This window comes from Tetragenococcus solitarius NBRC 100494 (genome assembly GCF_001544195.1).
Taxonomy (GTDB): domain Bacteria; phylum Bacillota; class Bacilli; order Lactobacillales; family Enterococcaceae; genus Tetragenococcus; species Tetragenococcus solitarius.
This window is the reverse complement of record NZ_BCPY01000002.1, coordinates 47,132-68,585: the sequence shown is the minus strand read 5'-3', so window position 1 is coordinate 68,585 and position 21,454 is coordinate 47,132. Positions and strand designations below refer to the sequence as shown.

At 35.1% G+C, this 21,454-nt stretch carries 21 protein-coding genes and 1 other RNA gene; 19 read left to right on the top strand and 3 right to left on the bottom strand.

Annotation, left to right across the window (positions count from 1 at the left end):
* Window positions 1-8: 8 nt before the first annotated feature.
* On the top strand, window positions 9-707 hold the full coding sequence (locus TS1_RS01040) for a DnaD domain protein (protein ID WP_068706911.1): 699 nt from the start codon (window positions 9-11) through the stop codon (window positions 705-707).
* 131 nt (window positions 708-838) lie between these two features.
* Here the strand turns inward: TS1_RS01040 and TS1_RS01035 are convergent, their stop codons facing one another.
* Both TS1_RS01035 and recU read right to left on the bottom strand, forming a co-directional pair.
* The gene (locus tag TS1_RS01035) at window positions 839-3,241 is read right to left on the bottom strand and encodes a PBP1A family penicillin-binding protein (RefSeq protein WP_068706909.1); all 2,403 of its coding nucleotides are present in this window, start codon (window positions 3,239-3,241) and stop codon (window positions 839-841) included.
* A gap of 2 nt (window positions 3,242-3,243) precedes the next feature.
* Complete coding sequence (recU, locus tag TS1_RS01030; protein ID WP_068706907.1) at window positions 3,244-3,864, bottom strand: Holliday junction resolvase RecU; 621 nt, start codon at window positions 3,862-3,864, stop codon at window positions 3,244-3,246.
* A gap of 61 nt (window positions 3,865-3,925) precedes the next feature.
* Here recU and TS1_RS01025 point away from each other — a divergent pair, with 61 nt between their 5' ends.
* From TS1_RS01025 to TS1_RS00950, 17 genes are all read left to right on the top strand, one after another.
* Complete coding sequence (locus TS1_RS01025; protein WP_068706905.1) at window positions 3,926-4,477, top strand: SLOG family protein; 552 nt, start codon at window positions 3,926-3,928, stop codon at window positions 4,475-4,477.
* 84 nt (window positions 4,478-4,561) lie between these two features.
* Window positions 4,562-5,035: a cell division regulator GpsB gene (gene gpsB / locus TS1_RS01020; protein ID WP_068706902.1), complete on the top strand. Its 474-nt coding sequence runs from the start codon at window positions 4,562-4,564 to the stop codon at window positions 5,033-5,035.
* 13 nt (window positions 5,036-5,048) lie between these two features.
* Window positions 5,049-5,431, top strand: an RNA gene (rnpB, locus tag TS1_RS01015) — RNase P RNA component class B.
* Window positions 5,432-5,510: 79 nt separating this feature from the next.
* Window positions 5,511-6,653 (top strand): THUMP domain-containing class I SAM-dependent RNA methyltransferase, encoded by a 1,143-nt coding sequence (locus tag TS1_RS01010; protein WP_068707057.1) that lies wholly within the window; start codon window positions 5,511-5,513, stop codon window positions 6,651-6,653.
* A 39-nt stretch (window positions 6,654-6,692) separates the two neighbouring features.
* Entirely contained in the window at window positions 6,693-6,863 is a 171-nt protein-coding gene (locus TS1_RS12335) for a hypothetical protein (protein ID WP_245610087.1), read from the top strand.
* Window positions 6,864-7,286: 423 nt separating this feature from the next.
* Window positions 7,287-8,990 carry a Na/Pi cotransporter family protein gene (locus tag TS1_RS01005; RefSeq protein WP_157061625.1) on the top strand — a complete coding sequence of 568 codons (1,704 nt, stop codon included), beginning with the start codon at window positions 7,287-7,289 and terminating at the stop codon, window positions 8,988-8,990.
* A gap of 121 nt (window positions 8,991-9,111) precedes the next feature.
* Window positions 9,112-9,660 carry a DinB family protein gene (locus TS1_RS01000; protein ID WP_068706900.1) on the top strand — a complete coding sequence of 183 codons (549 nt, stop codon included), beginning with the start codon at window positions 9,112-9,114 and terminating at the stop codon, window positions 9,658-9,660.
* A 206-nt stretch (window positions 9,661-9,866) separates the two neighbouring features.
* Window positions 9,867-11,243 carry a M20/M25/M40 family metallo-hydrolase gene (locus tag TS1_RS00995; RefSeq protein WP_157061624.1) on the top strand — a complete coding sequence of 459 codons (1,377 nt, stop codon included), beginning with the start codon at window positions 9,867-9,869 and terminating at the stop codon, window positions 11,241-11,243.
* Between the two features lie 196 nt (window positions 11,244-11,439).
* Window positions 11,440-12,210 carry a hypothetical protein gene (locus tag TS1_RS00990; protein WP_068706898.1) on the top strand — a complete coding sequence of 257 codons (771 nt, stop codon included), beginning with the start codon at window positions 11,440-11,442 and terminating at the stop codon, window positions 12,208-12,210.
* A gap of 22 nt (window positions 12,211-12,232) precedes the next feature.
* The gene (locus TS1_RS00985; protein ID WP_068706896.1) at window positions 12,233-12,676 is read left to right on the top strand and encodes a hypothetical protein; all 444 of its coding nucleotides are present in this window, start codon (window positions 12,233-12,235) and stop codon (window positions 12,674-12,676) included.
* Between the two features lie 71 nt (window positions 12,677-12,747).
* Complete coding sequence (locus TS1_RS00980; protein WP_068706894.1) at window positions 12,748-13,533, top strand: SDR family oxidoreductase; 786 nt, start codon at window positions 12,748-12,750, stop codon at window positions 13,531-13,533.
* Window positions 13,534-13,676: 143 nt separating this feature from the next.
* Window positions 13,677-14,351: a SatD family protein gene (locus tag TS1_RS00975; RefSeq protein ID WP_068706892.1), complete on the top strand. Its 675-nt coding sequence runs from the start codon at window positions 13,677-13,679 to the stop codon at window positions 14,349-14,351.
* Between the two features lie 11 nt (window positions 14,352-14,362).
* Window positions 14,363-15,100 (top strand): DUF3307 domain-containing protein, encoded by a 738-nt coding sequence (locus TS1_RS00970; RefSeq protein ID WP_068706890.1) that lies wholly within the window; start codon window positions 14,363-14,365, stop codon window positions 15,098-15,100.
* 17 nt (window positions 15,101-15,117) lie between these two features.
* Complete coding sequence (locus TS1_RS00965) at window positions 15,118-16,617, top strand: carboxypeptidase M32 (protein ID WP_068706888.1); 1,500 nt, start codon at window positions 15,118-15,120, stop codon at window positions 16,615-16,617.
* Window positions 16,618-16,628: 11 nt separating this feature from the next.
* Entirely contained in the window at window positions 16,629-17,264 is a 636-nt protein-coding gene (locus tag TS1_RS00960; RefSeq protein ID WP_068706886.1) for an HD domain-containing protein, read from the top strand.
* An 85-nt stretch (window positions 17,265-17,349) separates the two neighbouring features.
* Window positions 17,350-17,712 carry a hypothetical protein gene (locus TS1_RS00955; protein WP_068706884.1) on the top strand — a complete coding sequence of 121 codons (363 nt, stop codon included), beginning with the start codon at window positions 17,350-17,352 and terminating at the stop codon, window positions 17,710-17,712.
* 236 nt (window positions 17,713-17,948) lie between these two features.
* Complete coding sequence (locus TS1_RS00950; protein WP_068706882.1) at window positions 17,949-19,295, top strand: DEAD/DEAH box helicase; 1,347 nt, start codon at window positions 17,949-17,951, stop codon at window positions 19,293-19,295.
* On the opposite strand, the gene TS1_RS12830 is transcribed toward TS1_RS00950, so the two are convergent.
* The gene (locus tag TS1_RS12830) at window positions 19,292-20,191 is read right to left on the bottom strand and encodes a DNA-deoxyinosine glycosylase (protein ID WP_083498214.1); all 900 of its coding nucleotides are present in this window, start codon (window positions 20,189-20,191) and stop codon (window positions 19,292-19,294) included. The genes TS1_RS00950 and TS1_RS12830 overlap by 4 nt on opposite strands.
* A 101-nt stretch (window positions 20,192-20,292) precedes the next feature.
* Here TS1_RS12830 and TS1_RS00935 point away from each other — a divergent pair, with 101 nt between their 5' ends.
* Window positions 20,293-21,345 (top strand): DUF7278 family profilin-like fold-containing protein, encoded by a 1,053-nt coding sequence (locus TS1_RS00935; protein WP_068706880.1) that lies wholly within the window; start codon window positions 20,293-20,295, stop codon window positions 21,343-21,345.
* Window positions 21,346-21,454 lie beyond the last annotated feature (109 nt).

The following is a 21,454-nucleotide window of genomic DNA, read 5'->3' as shown; positions in this document are numbered from 1 at the left end:
AGTATTTCATGATTTCATTACAGGATTATCTAAAAAGCGGTCAAACAACGCTTTCTAACCTTTTAATTGAAAATTATCGACGGTTAGGATTAACAAACGATGAGTTTATTTTATGGATTCAACTATATAAGTACCATGAAGCGGGTAATAATTTTCCTGATTTAGCGCCGATTTCAGCCAATATGAATTGTGATCAAAAAGAGATTTATAATTTGTTAAATCAGTTAGTTGAAAAACAGGTCATTACAATTGAATCAGAAAAGAATTTACAAGGGATTAGAAATGATTACTATGATTTTTCTGCGATTTTTACCAAGCTAGAAGTGTTGCAACGACAACAGCAAAAAAAAGCTAATGAAAAAAATTATGAACAAAAAGTTCAATCTTTATACCAGATGTTTGAAAAAGAATTTGGACGCGCATTATCTCCGATTGAATATCAACGAATCGGTCAGTGGATTGAAGAAGATGAATATAATTTAGACTTAATTCAACTGGCCTTAAAAGAAGCTGTGTTAAATCAGGCTTATAGCCTGAACTATATCGATCGAGTGTTACTTTCTTGGGAACGTAAAAATATTACTACAGGGCAACAGGTAGAAGAGGAACAAAAACGTCGTAAAAGAAAATTGCTGAAAAAAGAAGGTGTTAAAGAAGAAAAAGAATTACCGAATGTTTCTTTGCATAATTGGCTTGAAGAGGATTAATGTAAGCAAAAAAGTTTTTATCTTTTTGCGTGTGTTTCTTTTGTTAAACGAAAGCACATATTACTATTATATTAAAAGGGAAAGAAAAATAGCTTAGCTAATTTTCTTTCCCTTTTTTTTATTTAAAGTGGCTATTCCGTTTGTTCACCTTCATCAGCTGTATCAGTAGGAGGCTCTTCTTCACTACCTCCACCTCCATTATCTTCACTGTTATTTTCTTCCTCATCACCACCGTTGTCTTTTTCAGAACTTCCTGTATCTGGCTTTTCGTCAGGAGAACTTTCCTCTTCAGAAGAAGAAGGCTCTTCTGAAGACTCACTACTTGGTTCTGTACTTTCTTCTTCACTAGTTTCTTCTTGAGTCGTAGAAGAAGATTCCTCTTCAGTTTCGCTGCTTGGTTCCGTGCTTTCTTCTTCAGAAGAAGGTTCTTCTGATTCTGGTGCTTGTGAAGAAGGAACAGAAGAGGACGATGGTACGCTTCTTCTTGTCGTTTTCGATGAGGAAGAAGGTGTGTCTTCTTGTCCTCTTATATAAAGCTCTTTGCCAATACGAATCAAACCGTTAGGCATCGTCCAGTCAGTATTTTCAACAGAAGATGAGACATATTCCATAAGCTCTCGATAAACATCAGATGCTACATGGGAAGACTCGCTGGTAACAGGAGTCATTTTGTCATTATAACCGGTCCATACAGCTAACGAATAATTTTTTGTAAAGCCAACAAAGTTTGAATCTGGAGAAGGAGACGATACATTTCCTTCTAGTTTTTCCAATTCTTCATCTGTGTAATTAGACGTTCCAGTTTTACCGGCTTGGTACAGACCAGGAATTGCAGCATTTGTACCTGTACCATCACTATCTGAAATCACATCTTTTAGAATGTCTGTCACCATGTAAGCAGTTGTATCCTCCATGGCTTTTTGACCTTCAACTTCAAAGGCTTCTGTTTCTTCAGAACCATCTTGATAAACAATTTTATTCACGTATTGTGGCTCATAATAGGTACCGCCATTAGCAAATGCAGCATAAGCCGCCGCCATTTTTAAGCTAGAAATTCCGTATTTCGTGCCATCCTGCTCATCTGAGTTACTGGATATAGCATTTGATTGATTTAAATTCTTATAATGGATACCTAGATTTTCCAAGAAACCTTGGATTGAGTCAGCTCCTACATCAGCAAATAATTTAGCCGCAGGGATATTTCTTGAAAGAACCAGTGCTTTACGTAAAGTCATTGATCCCATATAGGAGTTATCCCAGTTATTAATTTGGGTATTGCTGCCTTCATAAGAATATGGTTCGTCCACAATTGTTTTTGCAGTAGGATATTTTTTAAACTCAAAAGCTGGTCCATAATCAACTACTGGTTTAACGGTAGAACCAAAGTCTCTTGATGTGTTAACCGCTAAGTTATTACCTAAAATAGTTCCTTTTTTAATATTTCGACCGCCAATTTGAGCTTTAACTTGGCCAGTATCTGGCTCAATTAAGGTAGACGCTACTTGCATTTTATCATCTGGATAGTCTACGTAATCATCAGAGTTTACAATATCATACAAACGTTTTTGTGCATCGACATCTAAGTTTGTATAAATATTAAGTCCGTCACGATAAACGTCTTTACCAGTCTTGTCTTCAACTTCTTTGATTACTTCTTTTGTATAGTTATCATAGTATTTCCAATCATCATCATCTTGTTCGAGTTCTTGTAGTCCCTCGTCAATTGGAGTATCTACCGCATCTTCGTATTCTTGCTGAGTAATTTTGCCATTATCCAACATGGTGTATAAAACAGTGTCTCGACGATCTTTGGCTTCATCTTGGTTAGCGTAAGGGTCGTAATAATTAGGTGCGTTAGGCATGCCCGCCAGCAAAGCAGTCTGAGCAAGAGATAATTTATTTAATGGTTTGCCGTAAAATGATTGGGCTGCTGTTTGCATACCGTAAAGACCGTTTGACATATATACTTTATTAATATAATAGGTTAATATTTCTTGTTTGGATTTCTGACGTTCTAATTTAACTGCCAACCAAGCTTCTTGAGCTTTGCGCTTTAAAGTTTGATCTTTTTCACTAGTAGAAAAATAAGAAAGTTTAATTAACTGTTGGGTTAAAGTACTGCCCCCTTGTTTACCGCCTTTTGTTAAATTAGAAAAAGCCGAACCGGCAATTCTTATCGGGTCAACGCCAATATGTTTATAAAAACGACGGTCTTCAATTGAAACAATGGCATCTTCTAACTGTTGCGGAACTTCTGTTGGAGAAATCTGTTCTCTTTTTTCTGAACCAATATCTTGCAAAATTTCTCCATTAGCGGCGTAAAGCTTCGAGGAAACAGTCGCGCCTAATTCTTCTTCACTTAACTCTGGAGCATCTTTAGCGTAGAACATAAAAAGCCCCGCTCCGGCAATTAAAACGACACAAGCAAAGACGAATAAGGAAATAAAAATTTTAAGTAGGATAGAGCCAACATTGCGTTTTTTAGGGCTGTTTTGCTGATGTCGACTGACTCGTGAATTTGATTGATTTGCCATATTTAGTTGTTCTCCTTTGCTTGTAAATACTTATCAACCGCTTCTAGATAAGGTATACGAGGTGCGATTTTGGGTTGAATCTCAATGGCATTGTCTTCAATAACACTTATTGGCAATGATTTTTTTTGGTTTTTTCGGTTACGCCAGTAGTGAATAAGCAATCTACTATCTAAAAAAAAGCAACGTTCTAACGACGAGAACCATAATAAGACAAAACATATTCCTTCTTGCTTAATGCATTGTTCCATGTGAGTAATTTGGTGCTCATGAAAATTCTTAAAGGGAAATGAAGTTTTGTTCTTGGTTTCCTTTGCTTCAAAATCAAGATAGTATCCCTTATACACTCCGTTATAGTCGGTAGTAGAGGCTTCTTTGAAATAAGCTTCTTTAATCACAGCTGCGCTTCTTTTTGGATAATCTACTTTTACAATTTGTAAAGGGATAGGTTTTTTGTGCACCACAGCCAAATTTCGATTCCGATAGTATTCGTTACTTTGGTTGATAGCTTCTTCAAAACGCATTCCGCGATTAGCAAAATTTATTGATTTGCCTTTTTCTTGCATTTTTTGTTTTGACACTTCATTATAATGACTAGGATGGCCATTTGGATAATGAAAGACCATGATTCTCACACTCCTAGGCCATATTATACCAAAAAGATAAAAAGAAAGAAAAGGTAATATTATGCAAATGATTCAGACTTTAGTTGTGACTGGTTACAGAAGCTTTGAACTAGGCATTTTTAAAGAAGATGATCCTAAAATAAAAGTTATTAAGAAAGTTATAAAAAACGCGCTCAAACAGTATTTGGAAGAAGGGCTGAAATGGGTGTTATTAGGGGGAAATTTGGGTGTTGAAATTTGGACTGCTCAGCTGATTGAAGAATTAAAAAAGGAATACCCAGAACTGCAATTTTCAATCATCTATCCTTATTTGGAATTTGGGAGTAATTGGAATGAAAATAATCAAAGTAAATTACAAAAAGTGGTAGAACAAGCCGATTATGTTGATGCTGTAAGCCATGCACCTTATCAAAATCCTAGTCAGTTAAAAAATCATACTCATTTTTTACTTACTCATGCTCAAGGAGCTATCGTTGTTTACGACGATGAAGTGGAGAGTAAGAGTGGCTATTTTATGGACGCTGCCAAAGAATATGCTGAAAACCATGACTTCTTTCTTCATCTGATTACAATGGACGATTTACAAAATGCAGTTTTTGATGATTCTGATTGATTTATTCACTTTTTTTGGATAGAATGGAAATTGAGATAAGAATTAGTACAAACAATTAGCATAAACAATTAACGAGGTGGAAAGATGGCAAATACAATATACACTCCTAAGGATATTTTACAACAAGAATTTAAAACAAAAATGCGTGGTTATGATCCTGTAGAGGTTGACGAATTTTTAGACGGCGTAATCAAGGACTACGAAGCTTATAATAAAGAAGTTTTAACATTACAAGAAGAAAATGATCGTCTAAATGCAAAGATTGCTCAGTTAAGTAAAAGTCAGGCAACGGGCGCACGTAGGCAACCCGAATCATCGACTAAAAGCCAAACGGTGACAAACTTTGACATTTTAAAAAGACTGTCAAACCTTGAAAAAGAGGTCTTCGGTAAAAAATTAGACCAAGAAGTAAATGTCGATGCTCGGTCTTCTCAAACAGCAGAGGACTATAATCGTCAAGATGATAATGAAATGGGGAATACTAGATCAGTTGACAATCGAGCAAGTGTTAGCCGACCATCTGATGATGATGATTTAGAAAAAACACGCAAGTTTTAAAAAAGAATTTGTGGTTTTCGGATAATCGCGGCTTGAGCTAATCAAGCTGAGGAAAGTCCATGCTCACACTGGCTGAGATGCCTGTAGTGTTCGTGCTCAGCGAAAAAATAAGCTGGGGTATTTCTTCTCAGAAATAACGGCAGGAAAAAAAGCTAAGGTGCATTTATTGTGCTATGCTTGAGTATCCTTGAAAGTGCCACAGTGACGAAGCAATAAGGCAAACCTTATTGGTGGAACGCGGTAAACCCCTCGAGTGAGCAACCCAAACCAAGGTCGGGGCGCTTTTTGCGGCGGAATTCAACGCTAGCAAAAAGGCAATGTTTTCATTGTAGATAGATGATTATCCAAGTTATTTTGCTCCCTGTAAAATGACTGGACAAAACATGGCTTATAGAAAATCACATTAATCAGGGGAAAAATCCTTCCAGAACGGGAGGTTTTTTTTATCAAAATGAAAAATATTTTGGGGGAAATTATGAAAGATAACCAACGCTTTGATTTAATTGCTACAGCTGCAAGCGGATTGGAAGCTTTAACAGGCAAAGAACTAAGACATTTAGGAATTGAATGCCAAGTTGAAAATGGGAGAGCCCGTTTTCAGGGAACTTTAGAAACCATAGCACAAACGAACTTATGGCTGCGTACAGCTGATCGTATAAAAATTGTAGTCGGTGAATTCGATGCTTATAGTTTTGATGAATTATTTGAAAAGGTAAAAGCTTTGCCTTGGGAAGAATATCTTCCACTGGATGCTGCTTTTCCGGTAGCTGGTAAATCAATTAAATCGAAACTTTATAGCACCCCAGATTGTCAAGCGATCACTAAAAAAGCTATTGTAGAACGGATGCGATCTTATTATCACCGTCCTCAAAATGTTCCCTTAACTGAAACCGGAGCTTTATATAAATTAGAGGTCATTTTACGTAAAGACCATGTGATGATTTTGTTAGACACTACAGGAGAAAGTTTGTTTAAGCGTGGTTACCGTTTGGAAAAGGGAGGAGCGCCATTAAAAGAGAATATGGCTGCAGCTCTTGTTATGCTGACGAATTGGCGTAAAGATAAACCGTTTATTGATCCAGTTTGTGGTTCGGGTACTTTATGTATTGAAGCTGCATTAATTGGACACCAAATGGCTCCTGGTTTTAATCGGAGTTTTGCTTGTGAACAATGGGAATGGATGCCAAGTGACGTTTTTGAACGTGTACGTAATGAAGCAGAAACTACAGCCGATTATGATGCTAAATTAGATATTACAGGCTTTGATATTAATGGGGAAATGGTTGACATTGCACGCGCAAATGCCGATGAAATAGGATTAGGGGATTCAATCACTTTTAAGCAACAAGCATTAAAAGATTTTAAAACTGAAAAAGAACATGGTGTGATTGTTGCTAACCCGCCTTATGGAGAACGTTTGGGTGAGGAAAATAGCGCACAAAAACTTTACGAAGAAATGGGCACAGTATTTAAGCCATTAACCACCTGGAGCAAATATATCTTAACCAGCGATTTGGCATTTGAAGATTATTACGGTCAAAAAGCAACGAAGAAAAGAAAATTGTATAATGGCTCGCTAAGAACAGACTATTTTCAATATTGGGGAAAGCGTAAATAACGTAAAAGGGAAAGATGGTTATTTCGGTCTTTCCTTTTTATGTTATTTTACAATGTGCCAACTTCTTTTGGAACAGCCAAAACAATTGGCTTAGTTATTCCAGAACTATCAGGAAAGCTGGATGGCGTTTCACAACGAGTACCAGTAGCAGCAAGTTCGCTTATTGAACTGTTTGCTGTATTTGAAGGTGATCTTACGGCTGAAATGTAAACCAAGCTATGAAGAATGCTTCTTCAAATTTTTTTGGTTACATAAATGTGAGCCAAATGGTTAGAATGATGGTCTATTACAGCAAAGTCTAATTCGTTTAGTTCAAGTTACTTTGCAAGTTATAAAGAACAGCCAATAGGAAAATAAAGTAATTTTCTTATTGGCTTTTTACGCTATGTATAATTTTTTACTACAGCTTAATTTACATCGTTACTTATCTTTTACATCTAGAGAAATTGAATATAATCAAGTACCCATTACTCGCTCATTAATGCTATGATTCTAAAAACTTTACCATTTACAGGTTTTTTCAAAAAATATCCTTTTATTTTAGTAAAAGGTTTTTTAGAATAGGGGGGTAAGACAAAATTAAAAAAATCTGTGGCTGTGTTTTATGATAGACAAAATATGGAGGTAAACGTATTGGATGTACAACAAATTATATTTCAATTCATAGGAGGAATTGGGATCTTCTTATTTGGTTTGAAATATATGGGAGATGGGTTGCAAAAAGCTGCTGGAGATAATCTAAGAAGTATTTTAAATACATTTACTTCCACTCCTTTAAGAGCTGTCTTAGCTGGTGCTGCTGTTACTGCGCTTATTCAAAGCAGCACAGGGACTACAGTACTCACTGTGGGATTAGTCAGTGCAGGATTTATGTCATTAACTCAAGCGATTGACGTGATTATGGGGGCCAATATTGGTACAACTATTACAGCATTTATTATTGGTTTGAACATTAGTGACTATGCGCTTCCAATTATTGGAGCTGGAGCTTTACTCTTATTTTTCTTCAAAAATCAATTTATTACGAGTATCGGACAAATTATTTTTGGATTTGGAGCTTTATTTTATGGACTGAATTTGATGGGGACAGGGTTAGAACCATTACAAAACCTTCAAGTATTTAGTGATCTAATGGTTCAGTTATCTTCGAATCCTTTTTTAGGCATCATCACCGGAGTTTTTTCAACCTTTGTGTTGCAAAGTTCTTCTGCAACTACAGGTATTTTACAGCAGCTATTTGCTCAGGGAGCCATGACCATGGAAGCTGCTTTACCCATTCTTTTTGGTACAAATATAGGAACAACATTTACATCTGTACTTGCTGCAATGGGAGCTAGTCTGGCTGCCAAAAGGACAGCGGCAGCGCATGTTATTTTTAATGTGTTTGGAACGCTACTTGCTATGCTGTTTTTCACTCCTTTTACTAGTGTATTGGTTCTGCTGACAACTGTTTTTAACTTAAACCCTGCATTACAAATTGCTTTTGCTCATGGAATTTTTAATTTATTATCTGTAAGTGTCCTAATTTGGTTTACGCCTCAATTGGCTCGTCTTGTACGTAAAATTATTCCAGGAGAAGAAGATACAATTGAAATGTATGAACCAAATTTGGATTATTCATTAATTCAAAGGTCACCAGCTTTTGCATTAGATCAAACGAAGCATGAAATTATTCAATTGGGGCAGTTTGTGTTAGAAGAATATAATACGATGTTTGATTATTATCTTAAGCAAGATAAAAAAAGTTACGAGCACGTGCTTAAAATCGAAGATGTCGTAGATCGTACAGATATTCAAATTACAGAGTATTTGATGTATATTTCAGTAGAAGATTTACCTGTGAGAAGCTCTAATGAACATGCGCAAATGGGCGAAATAGGAAAATACTTAGAACGTATAGGGGATCATACTGAAAATATCTTAAAAAATATCGAAGAAGTAAATGCTGCTGAAAAAATACAGAAGAAAAACGGAAACGATAAAGATGAAAATGTATTTTATAATAAGAAATTAGTTGAACTATTTCATTTAGTTAAACAAAACATTGAAGAAACTGTACAAGCTTATGCAGAAGATAGTCATTCGATTGCTGAAAAAGTCATTGAACGAGAAAAAGAGGTTAATAGTCTGGAAGAAAGTATTCGAGGAACCTATATTTCTAATTTGAATAAAGGAATTGGAAAACCATCAGATGGGATTTTATTCGTGGATATCGTTTCAAATTTAGAACGCATATCAGATCATTCCGTTAAAATTGCTAAGCATAGCTTAGGAATCAATTATCCCTTTTCAAAACAAGTTTTAAATACGAAAGGTGAAGATTTTGTAAAAATATAGAATAAAAGAAAATTTGTTAAATATAGTTTTTGCTCTCTTTAAAATAGACTTTTGAAAGCCGATTTTTAAAGAGAATTTTTTTATAAATACAAGGTTAAAAGTGTAGAAGGGATGGTTTACCATGAATGAAAGTCATCATGCACTACTAGATAATATTAAATTTCAATTTGATATTTCTAAAAAACTTCTTGAGTATCATCTTTCATCGCTGAGTCAAGAAGAATATTTATGGCGTTCGCCTAACTGTGGACTATATATTCAAGAAAGAAATGGAAAGTGGTACGCGGATTTTCCCAAAAAGGAAACCTACGATATAGGAACCCCAAGCATTGCCTGGACATTGTGGCATATAACATTCTGGTGGGAAATGGTATTTAATCATTCTTTTGGTGATGGCACACTAACGAAAGAACAGATAAATGTTTATAAAGATGTAGAATCAGTTAAATTAAATATTTATTCTTTAGTTGAAAGATGGCAGAAAACATTAAGTAACTTAGCAGAAGAAGAACTATATAGTAAATATTATAGTAAATTTCCATTTAATAACGAAGTGGAATTTCATAAATTAGCTTCTTGGCTAAATCTCGAATTAATGAAAAATGCTTCTGAAATCGGGTATGTTCGATTTGAATATGCCTCTTTTTTGAATAGGGAGAATAAGAGATAGTATGTGCGTTAAAAAGAAAGTGGGTTATACTATCTCTTAAGGAAAAAGAAAGAATCTATAGGAAAAAAAGAACTAAAGAAAATGTATGACAGTGGTAAATCATTTTGACGTTGACACTCTCCTTTAATTAGCGTAACCTTTAGAATATATTAAATTTTCTAATTATTCAAATTTTTTTGCGTTGAATAGTAGTAAGGAGAGAGTATATGAGCCAAATTAATCGAGAAGAATTAAAACGTATTTCAGATAAAAATATGGATACTTTTTATAATTACTTAAGGTTGGAGTCAGTTTCTGCTCAAGGAAGACAAATTAAAGAAACTGCTAAAGCTGTCCAAAACTTGATTGAAAATATTGGAGGCGAAGCGAAGGTTTTAGAGCTGGAAGACGCTCATCCAGTTGTTTACGGGTTTTTTGAAGCAGGTCCTGCTGGTGATTCTGATAAAACACTTTTATTTTACGACCACTACGACGTACAGCCAGAAGACCCATTAGATGAGTGGAATACAGCACCGTTTGAGCCCACAGTCAAAGATGGTATTTTATATGCTCGTGGTGTTTCTGATAATAAAGCCAATTTGATGGCACGCATTAATGCTATAGAAGCATATAAAAACACAGCAGCCGGTTTACCAGTCAATGTTAAATTCTTTGTCGAAGGGGAAGAAGAAATTGGCAGTCCGCATGTTGATGAATATCTTAAAGCCTATACTGATTTATTCGCTGCAGATGTCTGTATCTGGGAATCTGGCAGTAAGGATTCTGAGGAACGCTTAGGGGTTTCAGCTGGAATTAAAGGGATTGCTTATTATGAAGCACGAGTGGATAGTGCAGATATTGATATGCATTCCTCACTAGCAGCGATTGCTGACAATTCCGCCTGGCGTTTAGTTCAAGCCTTAGCAAGTATGAGAAACGTTAAAAACGAAATAACAATCGATGGTTTTTATGATATTATGACGCCTCCAACTGAACTTGAGAAAAAAGTGTTGGATCAGATGCCGTTTGATCCTGATGCCAGCAAGCAAACTTACGGCTTAAAACAGCCCTTAATTACAGATCAATTACCTTATTCGCCCAAAGAAGCTTTGGCTTTTTATCCAACATTAACCATCAGTGGCTTGCTATCTGGCTATACCGGTCCGGGAACCAAAACAGTTTTGCCTCGGCAAGCGATGGCTAAAATTGATGTTCGTTTAGTGCCTGGTTATGAGCCTGATAAAGTCACGCAAATATTAAGAAATCATCTAGATAAGCATGGTTTTGAAGATGTTGAATTAGAGTTAATTACCTCTGTTATGCCGTTTAGAACAAATTTGGAAGATCCTTTTGTCAAAACAGTAATGGATTCTGCTAAAAAGGTTTATGGCGAAGATAAAGTTGTTTTAGAGCCAAATTCGGCTGGGACGGGTCCTATGTACGGTTTTGGTAAATATTTAAATGTGCCTATCCTGGGTAGTGGCACAGAGTGGTCGAAATCTGGGGCCCATGCACCCAATGAGAATATTCGTTTAGCGGATTTTTACCAAGGTGTAGAGCATATGGTTGTTTTACTTGATAGTTATAAACATTCGAGAAAATGACAACAATATAAATTATCTAAAATATATTGATTAGTGCATTTTAAAGAGAGGGTATCCTCTCTTTTTCTTTTAATTAATGAATGGATTATTTTTTCTTTAAACTTTTCTTGTTTTTTGAATGCGCTTTTTCTGTTAATATGAAAGATGAGAGAAGTTGTTTATTTTAGAATTTAAAAAATATTAAGAAGGGATAAAAGTGGAAAAGACTGAAACGATAGCTCATCTCCCCTTTAAGGAAAACCTATCAGATGTTGCTTTTTATTTACGAAAGATACATGGCGGAAAACTTGAAAATTATGTCCATGCTTTCCTCTTAAAGTGGGCTATTGAAGAGAAGTTGCTTATTGTAAAAAATGAAAAAGGGTCGTGGACAAAGCAAGAAACGGGGACGATTTTGTTATTAGAAGGAGAAAGTGTTGAAAATACAATTGAGTCGCTCATTTGGAATATTTTGCTGAACGCTTCAGACGAAGAAAATAAAATTTCTGATCAAGAACTTAAGAACTTGGTTAAAACTGATGCTATGCTTTTTATTCCTTTAGGAAGTAAATTGATAAATGTTTCAAAAAATCATTTGATTCAAAATGGGTATTTAGAAGAAGAAGAACGGCGAATATTCTCTTTGAGTCTTAAAAAGAGCCAAAAAAACACTGCCAATGGCGATGAATTGTATCATCAGTTGCAAGAATATTTTCATTATCTTGAAAATCTTATAAGACAAGGCTTCAAGGCAAAAGATGAAATCAAATCTTGGCCAGATACTTTGATTTGGATTAGTCTTTTTGGATTAGCGGACGATTTTTACAGTCAAACGAAAAAAATATCTTCTCAGCAGCTTGAAATAGAAACAGGGCTACCTAGTCAATTATGCGAAATGTATAAAAAGTTATCTTCCTTTTTTGATAATTTTTCGATAGGATTTACTTATGCAAAAAATTCTGTCAATAATCGGAGAAGTTGTTGTTAGGCGGAAGAAAGGATGTTATAAAGTGGATCGTTCACAAATGGAAGACAAAATTAGGCTATTTTTTACAAATTATGAAAAGAAATTTAATGAGTCTCTGGCAGGAAAAACTGATTTAGAAACTATTACCAAATTTTATGCTGAAGAGTTTATTGCTGCCAATCCCAATAGTGTAAAAGCTAGAAAAAATGATGAACAACTAAAAGTAGCAATGAGTAAAGGATATGAATATTATCGCTTTATCGGGACTAGGAAAATGAAATGCCAAAATGTAGATCTTATACTACTTGACGACAAACATGCCGTTGCTCGTACGAAATGGGTGGCTTTTTATTTAAAACATACAGAGGAGATTTCTATCCCTTTTGAAGCGAATTATCTTATGCAATTTAGACAGGGTCAACCGCTAATTTTTGGTTGGGTTACAGGAGATGAATCCCAGTTACTAAAAGAGCGTGGTATTATTTAAGAGGGCAAAGGACGATTATAAATAATAATTGTGAGTTACTAGTTAAAAAATAATAAAAGAGGTATGATCCAATGGATATGCAAATAAAAGGAAAAAACGCTTTAGTGTTAGCTTCAAGTAACGGTTTAGGAAAAGCAATCGCCCATGAACTAGCTAATGAAGGGGCCAATGTCATGTTAACCAGCCGGACTGAAAAAGACTTGAAGGCTGCTAAAGAAGAAATCGAAAAATCTGCAACAGGTTCTGTTTCTTATTGTGTATTGGATCAGACGAAACCAGAAAGTATCGCAGATGCTGTTAAACAAACAAGAGAAACATTTGGCTCTATCTCAATTTTGGTCAACAATTCCGGCGGTCCTCCTGCGGGAAGTTTTGAAGACTTTGATGATGAAGATTGGCAAAAAGCCTTTGAGCTTACTTTACTAAGTTATATTCGTGTGATTCGGCTCGTTTTACCTGACTTAAAAGAGAATAAAGGACGTATTTTAAATAATACTTCCTCATCGACAAAAGAGCCCATCGACGGGCTCACATTATCTAATGTGTTTAGGGTAGGTATTTTAGGGCTTGCTAAAACATTATCTCAAGAACTAGCTCAAGACGACATATTGGTAAATACAATCGGTCCAGGACGCGTCCAGACAAAAAGAATTGAAGAACTCGACCAAGCGACTGCAGAGAAAAAAGGTCAAAACAAAAAAGAAATACAAGATGCAAATCTTGCGACTATCCCAATGAAACGCTATGGAAAGCCAGAGGAGTTCGCCAAAGTGGCTACTTTTTTAGTCTCAGGAGCGAATACTTATCTGACAGAGCAAAATATTCTCGTTGATGGCGGAAAAGTGAAGGCTATTTAATACACCTGTACTTGGATAATAAGTGAATATTTCATGTTATGATTCCTTATTTAATGCATCTTATAAAAAGATTCACCTATAATGGAATTTTATTTATTGATTCCTTATTACGTGAATTATATAATAAGCTTAGGAGGTGGAATATGGGCAAAAAATTCACTGAGTATCCATATATTGCGATTATAGGAGATATTAAAGATTCAAAAAAACTAAAGCATCGAAAGTCGAGCCAATTGTATTTTTCTGAGGTATTAGATCAGCTAAATCAAGAGTACAAGCAAGATCTGGCAGCGAAATTTACTGTTAGTATGGGGGATGCCTTTCAGGGGTTGTTAAAAGATAGCAGTCATTTGATGACTCTCCTTTTTCAACTTGAGTTGAAGCTGGCGCCCATTGAAGTACGTATGGGAATTGGTTTAGGAGAGGTAGAGACTAAGATTCATCCAGAAAACTCTTTGTTAATTGACGGCTCTTGCTATCATCGAGCACGGTCAATGATTGAGCAAATTGAAAAAAGCGAAAAACAATATGCCAAAAGCAAATCAAATATTTTATTGTCTACTGGTGGCGGTAAGAATACTCACTACGAGCAGCTAATTAATACTGTCTTCGCTTTGCAAACATCGTTAAAGACCAATTGGACCGAGCGCCAAAAGCAAATTATTAAAGTTTATCTAGAAAATGAAAAGAATCAGTATAAATCAGCTAAGGCGCTAGATATTGGACAGTCCAGCGTAAATAAAGCTCTTGGTAGTACAGACTTTTATACCTTTAGTCATTCGTTGGCTGTAGTTCAAGATGTACTTGACCAATTATAGGTGGTAAAGACATGACACAAATCTTACTATTGCATTTTTTTATCGGTCATATTTTAGCAGACTATTATTTTCAGACGGCTACTATGGCAAAGGAAAAAGAATATTCTTTTAAGTATTTAGCCTTACATTGTCTGATTTATTTTTTTACTATGCTTGCTATGATTTTACCATTATTTCATTGGCAGCTTTTTTTGTGGGCAACTCTCATTGCCGTTATTCATTTTATGATTGATTTTGGCAAAACTTTCATACAGAGACGTTTTAGATTAAGTGATTTACAAAGTGTATTATTTTATCTTGTCGATCAATTGCTACATATTTTTACGATTTTATTTGTCGTCGCTTGTATTGTATGGAAGCATGTAGATCTTGCTTACTTTCCCTTTTTTGTCCAATTAGCTAGCATTTTTCACATTCATTTTGTCCGCGTACTTTCTTGGGTTATGATGCTTCTTTTGATTATAAAGCCAAGTAGTATTACTATTAGAAAAGTACTGGACCCCTTTAACCCTAAAATAGCAGATGATGGGTTTACAAATGCAGGGGCTTTAATAGGCGTTTTGGAACGCTTAATTATTTTATTTATGCTTTATGCTGGTCAATATGCGGCCATCGGATTCGTACTGACGGCCAAATCGATTGCGCGATATAATAAGATAGCAGAAGAGCCTAAATTTGCCGAATATTATCTACTGGGAACTTTACTTAGTTCGCTGTTAGTTATCATTAGCTTTCAGATTGTTTTTTAAATAAAGGAGATTACGAAATGAAGGAACAAGAATTTTTAGCAGAATTAAAAGAAATGGACTTATTGCAGCAAGCTCTTGGTATTTTAGAATGGGATACTCAGACTGGCATGCCTGAAGAAGCTAGTAACTATCGTGCAGAAGTTTCCAGTTTTTTGTATGGGAAATATTTTGCTAAAAAAATCGGCCCTAAAATGACAGAAGCAATCGATTATTTTGGACAACATCCAGATGAGCTTTCTGAAATAGGAAAGATAGCCTTAACATTAGTTAAAGAAGAGTATGACAGACAATATGCTGTCCCTAATGAACTAATGATAGAATATAGTAAAGCAACAGCTGATGCTCATTATGCTTGGCAAAAAGCTCGTAAAAGAAAGGACTTTTCCTTGTTTTATGGTGCTTTAAAGGAAAATATTCGCTTAACGAAAGAATTGATTTCTTATTGGAAAAAAGATGAAGAAACAGATTATGACGTTTTACTAAATCTCTATGAACCAAATATGACAACGAAAACTTTGGATGAGGTATTTTCAACCGTTAGAGATGGCATTATCAAATTACGCGAAAAAATCGAGACCCGGGGAACTAAACCTAGAACAGACTTTTTAAGTCGTGAAATGTCCAAAGAGCAACAACGTAAATTTGTTATAAAGGTTGTAGAAGACCTTGGTTTTGATTTAGACCGAGGGCGCGTTGACGATACTGTCCACCCTTTTGCCACAGGGATTAATCATCAAGATGTACGCCTAACAAATCGTTGGAATAAAAAAGACCTTACTACAGGAATAATGGGCTTGATTCATGAAGCAGGTCATGGGATTTATGAACAGAATATTTCTGAAAAATTTGAATACACTCCTATTCATGAAGGAGCTTCTATGGGGGTTCATGAGTCACAGTCTTTGTTTAACGAATTAGTTATTGGAAGTCGAAGGTCTTTTTGGCAAAAACAGTACCCTTATTTACAAAAATGTGCTCAAGGAATTTTTGACGATATTTCTTTTGAAGATTTTTATGCTTCGCTTAAACAAACACAGGCAAGTTTGATCCGTATTGAAGCTGATAGTCTTACCTATATTTTGCATATTATTATTCGTTATGAAATTGAAAAAATGATTTTTAACGAGGAAGTAACAGTAGAAGAATTACCACAAGTTTGGAATGACAAGTATGAACAATATTTGGGTATTCGTCCTCAAGATGATTTAGAAGGGATCTTGCAAGATGTTCATTGGTCAGCAGCCGAATTTGGTTATTTTCCTTCTTACGCTTTAGGTTATATGTATGCTTGTCAATTGTATTATGCAATGAAAAAAGAAATCGACGTTGATAAAGTATTAGGCTCGGATGATTATTCTCCTATCAGAAAATGGTTGACTAGAAACATCCACCAATATGGGGCAGCAAAAAAACCGAATCAGTTAATCTATGATGCTACAGGCGAAGCATTAAATCCACAATACCTGCTCGAATATTTGCAAGAGATTTATTTTTCGGTTTATCAAATAAATGAATAGTGTGACAATCAATGAAAAAAATAAATAAAATTATTGCGTACGCTCAAAAACAATTAGCGCAGGAAAAAACCGGCCACGACTTCGAGCATGCCAAAAGAACTGCTTTTTTAACTGAGCAGATCATAAAGGAAGATAAATTACAAGTTGATGATTTTATTGTCACGGCAAGTGCTTATTTGCATGATGTAATTGATGATAAGGTTACAGTCAATCCAGAAAAGAAAATCAGAGAGTTGCAACTTTTTTTAAAAGAGATCGGCTGTTCCATTGAAAAAATCGATGCTATTTTATCGATTATTCAAAACTTATCTTTTTCAAGTGAAATGTTTACTCAAACAAAGCCCCTTTCATTAGAAGGAAAAATTGTGCAAGATGCAGATCGCTTGGAGGCACTAGGCGCAGGTGGTATTTTACGAGCGGCTTATTTTAGTGGTGCTCATGGACAAGCAATTTATGATAAAAATAAACCTTCGTTGTATTTTCGAAATAAAAAAGAGTACCGGCAACCAACAACAATGATTAATCATATGTATGAAAAATTATTTTTACTACCAGACTTGATGAATACAACTTATGGTAAAAAGGAAGGCATGCGTCGAAAAAAATTTATGCAAGACTTTTTGCAAGAATTCTATGAGGAATGGTAATTTAAAAGGTTTTTATCTCTTTTTGAGTTAATTATTTCCATTTTTTAAATCTTACTTTATAATAGAAGAAGAGGGGGCAAAAAGATTGTTTTATCAGCATATGCTAAAGCCGGATCAATTGGCCTTTGTCGTCACCAATGTAAATGAATGTTTATTTGCAATTCATACAAAACTACCGACGCGTGATTATAATGTTGCTGTTTATAAATATGGAAAAGAGTATTTTGTTTTGAATGATGGGCGTATTTTTAAACAGTTACAAGGAATCGAACAAGAATGCCAAGGGGACGAAAAGGAGCTTCTTGCTTTTATAGAAGAAGCATTTGAAGATAATTGTTATACTTTGGTTGAAGAAAAATTAGTTAAATTAGAATTAAATATTTTATCAATTTTATCTATTAATACGCCAGTTCGAGCGAGGTACTACGAAATTATTGACTTTCCTTAAAAATACAGGTTAAAAGATCTTTAATCATTAAAAATCTTTTAACCTGTACTTTTGTTTTTGCTTGAAAGAAAAGAGCTTTCTTGTTTAGAAAAAAGAATGAAAAACAAGTATTAATCTGATATAGTTAAGACGTTAATAATAGAGGAGCTTTTGATTTAATAGACTCTGAATTTTCATTTTCTGTCTCGTAAGTAGGAAACTGAAATTTTTACATAAAAAAGAAAGAAGGTGGATGAATGGCTTTTGAAACATTTAAATTCCAACCATTTATTTATCAGGCACTAAAAGAAAGTGGCTTTAAAAAGCCTACAGAAGTTCAAGAAAGATTAATTCCGTTAATCCAAAAAGGGCGCAATGTTATTGGCCAATCACAAACTGGTAGTGGAAAAACACATACCTTTTTATTACCCTTAATTGATCAAATTGCAACAGACAAAAATGAAGTACAAGTGGTTGTTACGGCACCAAGCCGTGAGTTAGCTGAACAAATTTATCAAGTTGCTAAGCAAATTGTCGCATTTGCACCTGAAGAAATTCGAGTGTCAAAATTTGTCGGAGGAACCGATAAAAAAAGACAGTTAGAACAATTAAATTATCAACAACCACAATTAGTGATAGGGACTCCTGGACGGATATTAGATATGGTAAAAGAGAATGCACTTTTAATTCATAAAAGCAAGTCGTTTGTTGTAGATGAAGCTGATATGACATTAGATCTTGGTTTTTTACCAGAAGTTGACCAGATTGCAGCGAAATTTTCAGATAAAATCCAGATGCTGGTATTTTCTGCTACCATTCCTGAAAAACTACGGCCGTTTTTAAAAAAATATGTCACTTATCCTGTGATAGAAGAAATTAAGCCTAAAAAGCTGCTTGCTGAAACAATTGAAAATTGGTTGGTTTCTACTAAAGGAAAAGATAAAAATCAATTGATTTACCAATTATTAACTATTGGACAACCTTACTTGGCTGTTGTTTTTGCTAACACCAAAGAGCGGGTTAATGAAATTAGTGATTTTTTGCAAAATCAAGGGTTAAAAGTAGCGAAAATTCATGGCGATATTCCTGCAAGGCAACGCAAACGTGTGATGCGCCAAATTCATCATTTGGAGTATCAGTATGTGGTAGCAACAGACTTAGCGGCCCGCGGAATTGACATCGAAGGTATCAGCCATGTGATTAACGCTGAGCTGCCTTATGATTTGGATTTCTTTATCCATCGAGTAGGACGGACCGGACGTAATCAACTAAAAGGGACGGCGATTACTTTATATGACCCAAGTGACGAACGTGCGATTAGCTCTTTAGAAAAAATGGGGATTGAATTTGAACCCAAAGAAATCAAGCGAGGAGAAATTGTTGACACTTATGATCGGAATCGTCGTAAAAAAAGAGAAAAAACGTCAGAAGAATTGGATCCTGAAATGATCGGCTATGTCAAAAAGCAAAAGAAAAAGGTAAAACCAGGTTATAAGAAAAAGATTAAACAAGAGATTAATAAAAGTAACCAAGAAAAGCGTAAGTTGGAACGCAGAAGACAACAACGTGCTGCGCGGAAAGAAAAGAAAAATTCTAACCGCTAAAGTATTTTCTTCATTTTTACACAAGAAATACCATCTTCTAAAAAAGCTTTAGAGTCGATATAATAGTCATTTTTTTGGTAAAAAAGAATCGCATGCTCTTCTGCTGTAAGTAAACTATATTTATATCCTTGTTTTCTAGCTTTTTGTTCAAGGGTCTTTAATAAGTTGGCACCAACGCCTTGTTTTCTTAACTTTTTGCTTACACAAAACCGATCTGGACAAATTGTCTGTTTGTCATAAGTGTCATAACGAATGGTAGCAATGGGTTCTTTTTGCTTGAAGCTGACAAAGTAGTTGCTGGATGTTTTGGTTTGTTCGTTAAATTCTAAATAAGGTGCAATCTGTTGTTCGAGTACAAAGACTTGGTAACGAAGGTAAAAAGCAGCCGCTTTTATCCAGTCCTCTTTGCCGAAATAAGTAGTTATTATTTTGTTTAAAACTTGCTCCCATTCATTTTGTCGTTGCTGCATGCGACTATTATTAGCTCCGCTGGTTGAAAGACAGTGATAAACGGTCTGTTTAGGGAAAAGTTGTTGTGCCATAATCTCATGATAAGCAGTCTTGCCATTAGCAATGATTGTTTTAATGGCTGAATTTTCTAGCATAGTATGAAAATCATTGAACTGATATTTTGTAAAGCGGTGATCCATACTACCTGTACGCTCAAAGTTTTGGAAAACATCCCACAGGCCAATATGGTGGTCTAGTAATAATTGAAGACGTTTTTCATAGGATTTAGGATCAGCTACTTGTAAAGCAGTAAAGATAATTTGCCAAAAGAGGTTGCCTTTATTGCCATAATATTGTTGTTTTTTTAACGATTGAACGCTAGGTGCGCTGCCTAAAATCAAAACTTCTGTATCTTCATTATAAATTGGGGCGAGCCCTGTCTGCATAAAAACAGCTCCTTATGCTATTTTTTCCTATGTTGTTAGGATACTATACTTTATTTTACCAAATTTGTTTAACAAAACATAAAAAGAGAGGGAGAATAGGTGTGAATATTTTTGAGGCTTTAGAATGGACCCAATGGAAAAATTTGTCACTTGAGCTAAAAACTCAAGTGATGAATCAGGTGTTAAAATACTTCGTCAGTCCTTTGAAAAAAATTTCCAATGTTATCTATCAGCAATTTGAATTAGATGGTGTTAAATGTGGCACTTTCGAATGTTCAATCGATGGTGAGCGTTTTGTTTTAGTGCCTGGAAACCAAGCAGCTATATTGGGCTGGCAGTCAGGGATACAGGGGATTTCTCGTCATTTATGGGACCAAACGCCTTTGCACGAAAATGAAACTTATCGTAAAATTCAAAAAAATTATGAGTTAAAAACGACTGAGGATTGGGACATTTTCATCAATGAGTCCACTACCCCATTACGCAAAAAAAGCATTGCTCCTATGTTGGTCCAAAAAAGCGCTCAACCTGTGGGAACCACTTATATTGGCGATGTAAATATGATTACAGGAGAGTTTTCTGGAAGTCTAGAAGATTTCATGCCGATTAAAGAGACATTTTTTAGTTATTTTAAGCAGCCACAAACTTTTGAGGAAAGTTTAAGTGTAACGGTGCCACAAGAAATTTTTGAAGAAGATAAGTTTTACGCTTTGCTGGTTGAAGCAGAGGAAAAATATGGTGTTTATACCCATGAAATCTGTCATCTGCGTCGTTTGCAGGAAAAGACGGAAGAGGAACTTTTTGATTTATTGACAGAAGATCAGTGGGAATATGCCGTTTCTGGAGCTACTCGTAAACTATTCCGTTGGGGAAATGATTTAATAGAAGATGATAGTTATTATGGAAAACAGGCGGCTCAAAAAATACAACAACCCAATATGTTTGGTTTATATTGTCCAAATAATTTGTCTTATTGGGAATTAACAGATTCTATGTATCTAAAAACAGAAAAAGCTGAAAAAGTGGGGCATCCTTTATTTGATCATCTTCCATTAGCTTCTTATTATCGATCACGAAAAATTTTAGCACCTTATGAATTAATGAGTCCTTACGACTTTCGTTTTCGTAAAGCAATTATCATTCAAAATAGTTGAAATTTTTACACAAGAGCGTTAAATTTGATTGACTTTTTCTGAAAATTTGCCTATACTTTGAAAGGAATAAAGGATATGATCAAGAGTGTGCGTCTTTTACAGAAAGTTT

Excerpts from the sequence above, each read along its gene's own strand:
- TS1_RS01040 (WP_068706911.1), top strand. The coding sequence starts at position 9 with ATGATTTCATTACAGGATTATCTAAAAAGCGGTCAAACAACGCTTTCT.
- TS1_RS01035 (WP_068706909.1), bottom strand. The coding sequence starts at position 3,241 with ATGGCAAATCAATCAAATTCACGAGTCAGTCGACATCAGCAAAACAGC.
- recU (WP_068706907.1), bottom strand. The coding sequence starts at position 3,864 with ATGGTCTTTCATTATCCAAATGGCCATCCTAGTCATTATAATGAAGTG.
- TS1_RS01025 (WP_068706905.1), top strand. The coding sequence starts at position 3,926 with ATGCAAATGATTCAGACTTTAGTTGTGACTGGTTACAGAAGCTTTGAA.
- gpsB (WP_068706902.1), top strand. The coding sequence starts at position 4,562 with ATGGCAAATACAATATACACTCCTAAGGATATTTTACAACAAGAATTT.
- TS1_RS01010 (WP_068707057.1), top strand. The coding sequence starts at position 5,511 with ATGAAAGATAACCAACGCTTTGATTTAATTGCTACAGCTGCAAGCGGA.
- TS1_RS12335 (WP_245610087.1), top strand. The coding sequence starts at position 6,693 with ATGTTATTTTACAATGTGCCAACTTCTTTTGGAACAGCCAAAACAATT.
- TS1_RS01000 (WP_068706900.1), top strand. The coding sequence starts at position 9,112 with ATGAATGAAAGTCATCATGCACTACTAGATAATATTAAATTTCAATTT.
- TS1_RS00995 (WP_157061624.1), top strand. The coding sequence starts at position 9,867 with ATGAGCCAAATTAATCGAGAAGAATTAAAACGTATTTCAGATAAAAAT.
- TS1_RS00980 (WP_068706894.1), top strand. The coding sequence starts at position 12,748 with ATGGATATGCAAATAAAAGGAAAAAACGCTTTAGTGTTAGCTTCAAGT.
- TS1_RS00975 (WP_068706892.1), top strand. The coding sequence starts at position 13,677 with ATGGGCAAAAAATTCACTGAGTATCCATATATTGCGATTATAGGAGAT.
- TS1_RS00970 (WP_068706890.1), top strand. The coding sequence starts at position 14,363 with ATGACACAAATCTTACTATTGCATTTTTTTATCGGTCATATTTTAGCA.
- TS1_RS00965 (WP_068706888.1), top strand. The coding sequence starts at position 15,118 with ATGAAGGAACAAGAATTTTTAGCAGAATTAAAAGAAATGGACTTATTG.
- TS1_RS00960 (WP_068706886.1), top strand. The coding sequence starts at position 16,629 with ATGAAAAAAATAAATAAAATTATTGCGTACGCTCAAAAACAATTAGCG.
- TS1_RS00950 (WP_068706882.1), top strand. The coding sequence starts at position 17,949 with ATGGCTTTTGAAACATTTAAATTCCAACCATTTATTTATCAGGCACTA.
- TS1_RS12830 (WP_083498214.1), bottom strand. The coding sequence starts at position 20,191 with ATGCAGACAGGGCTCGCCCCAATTTATAATGAAGATACAGAAGTTTTG.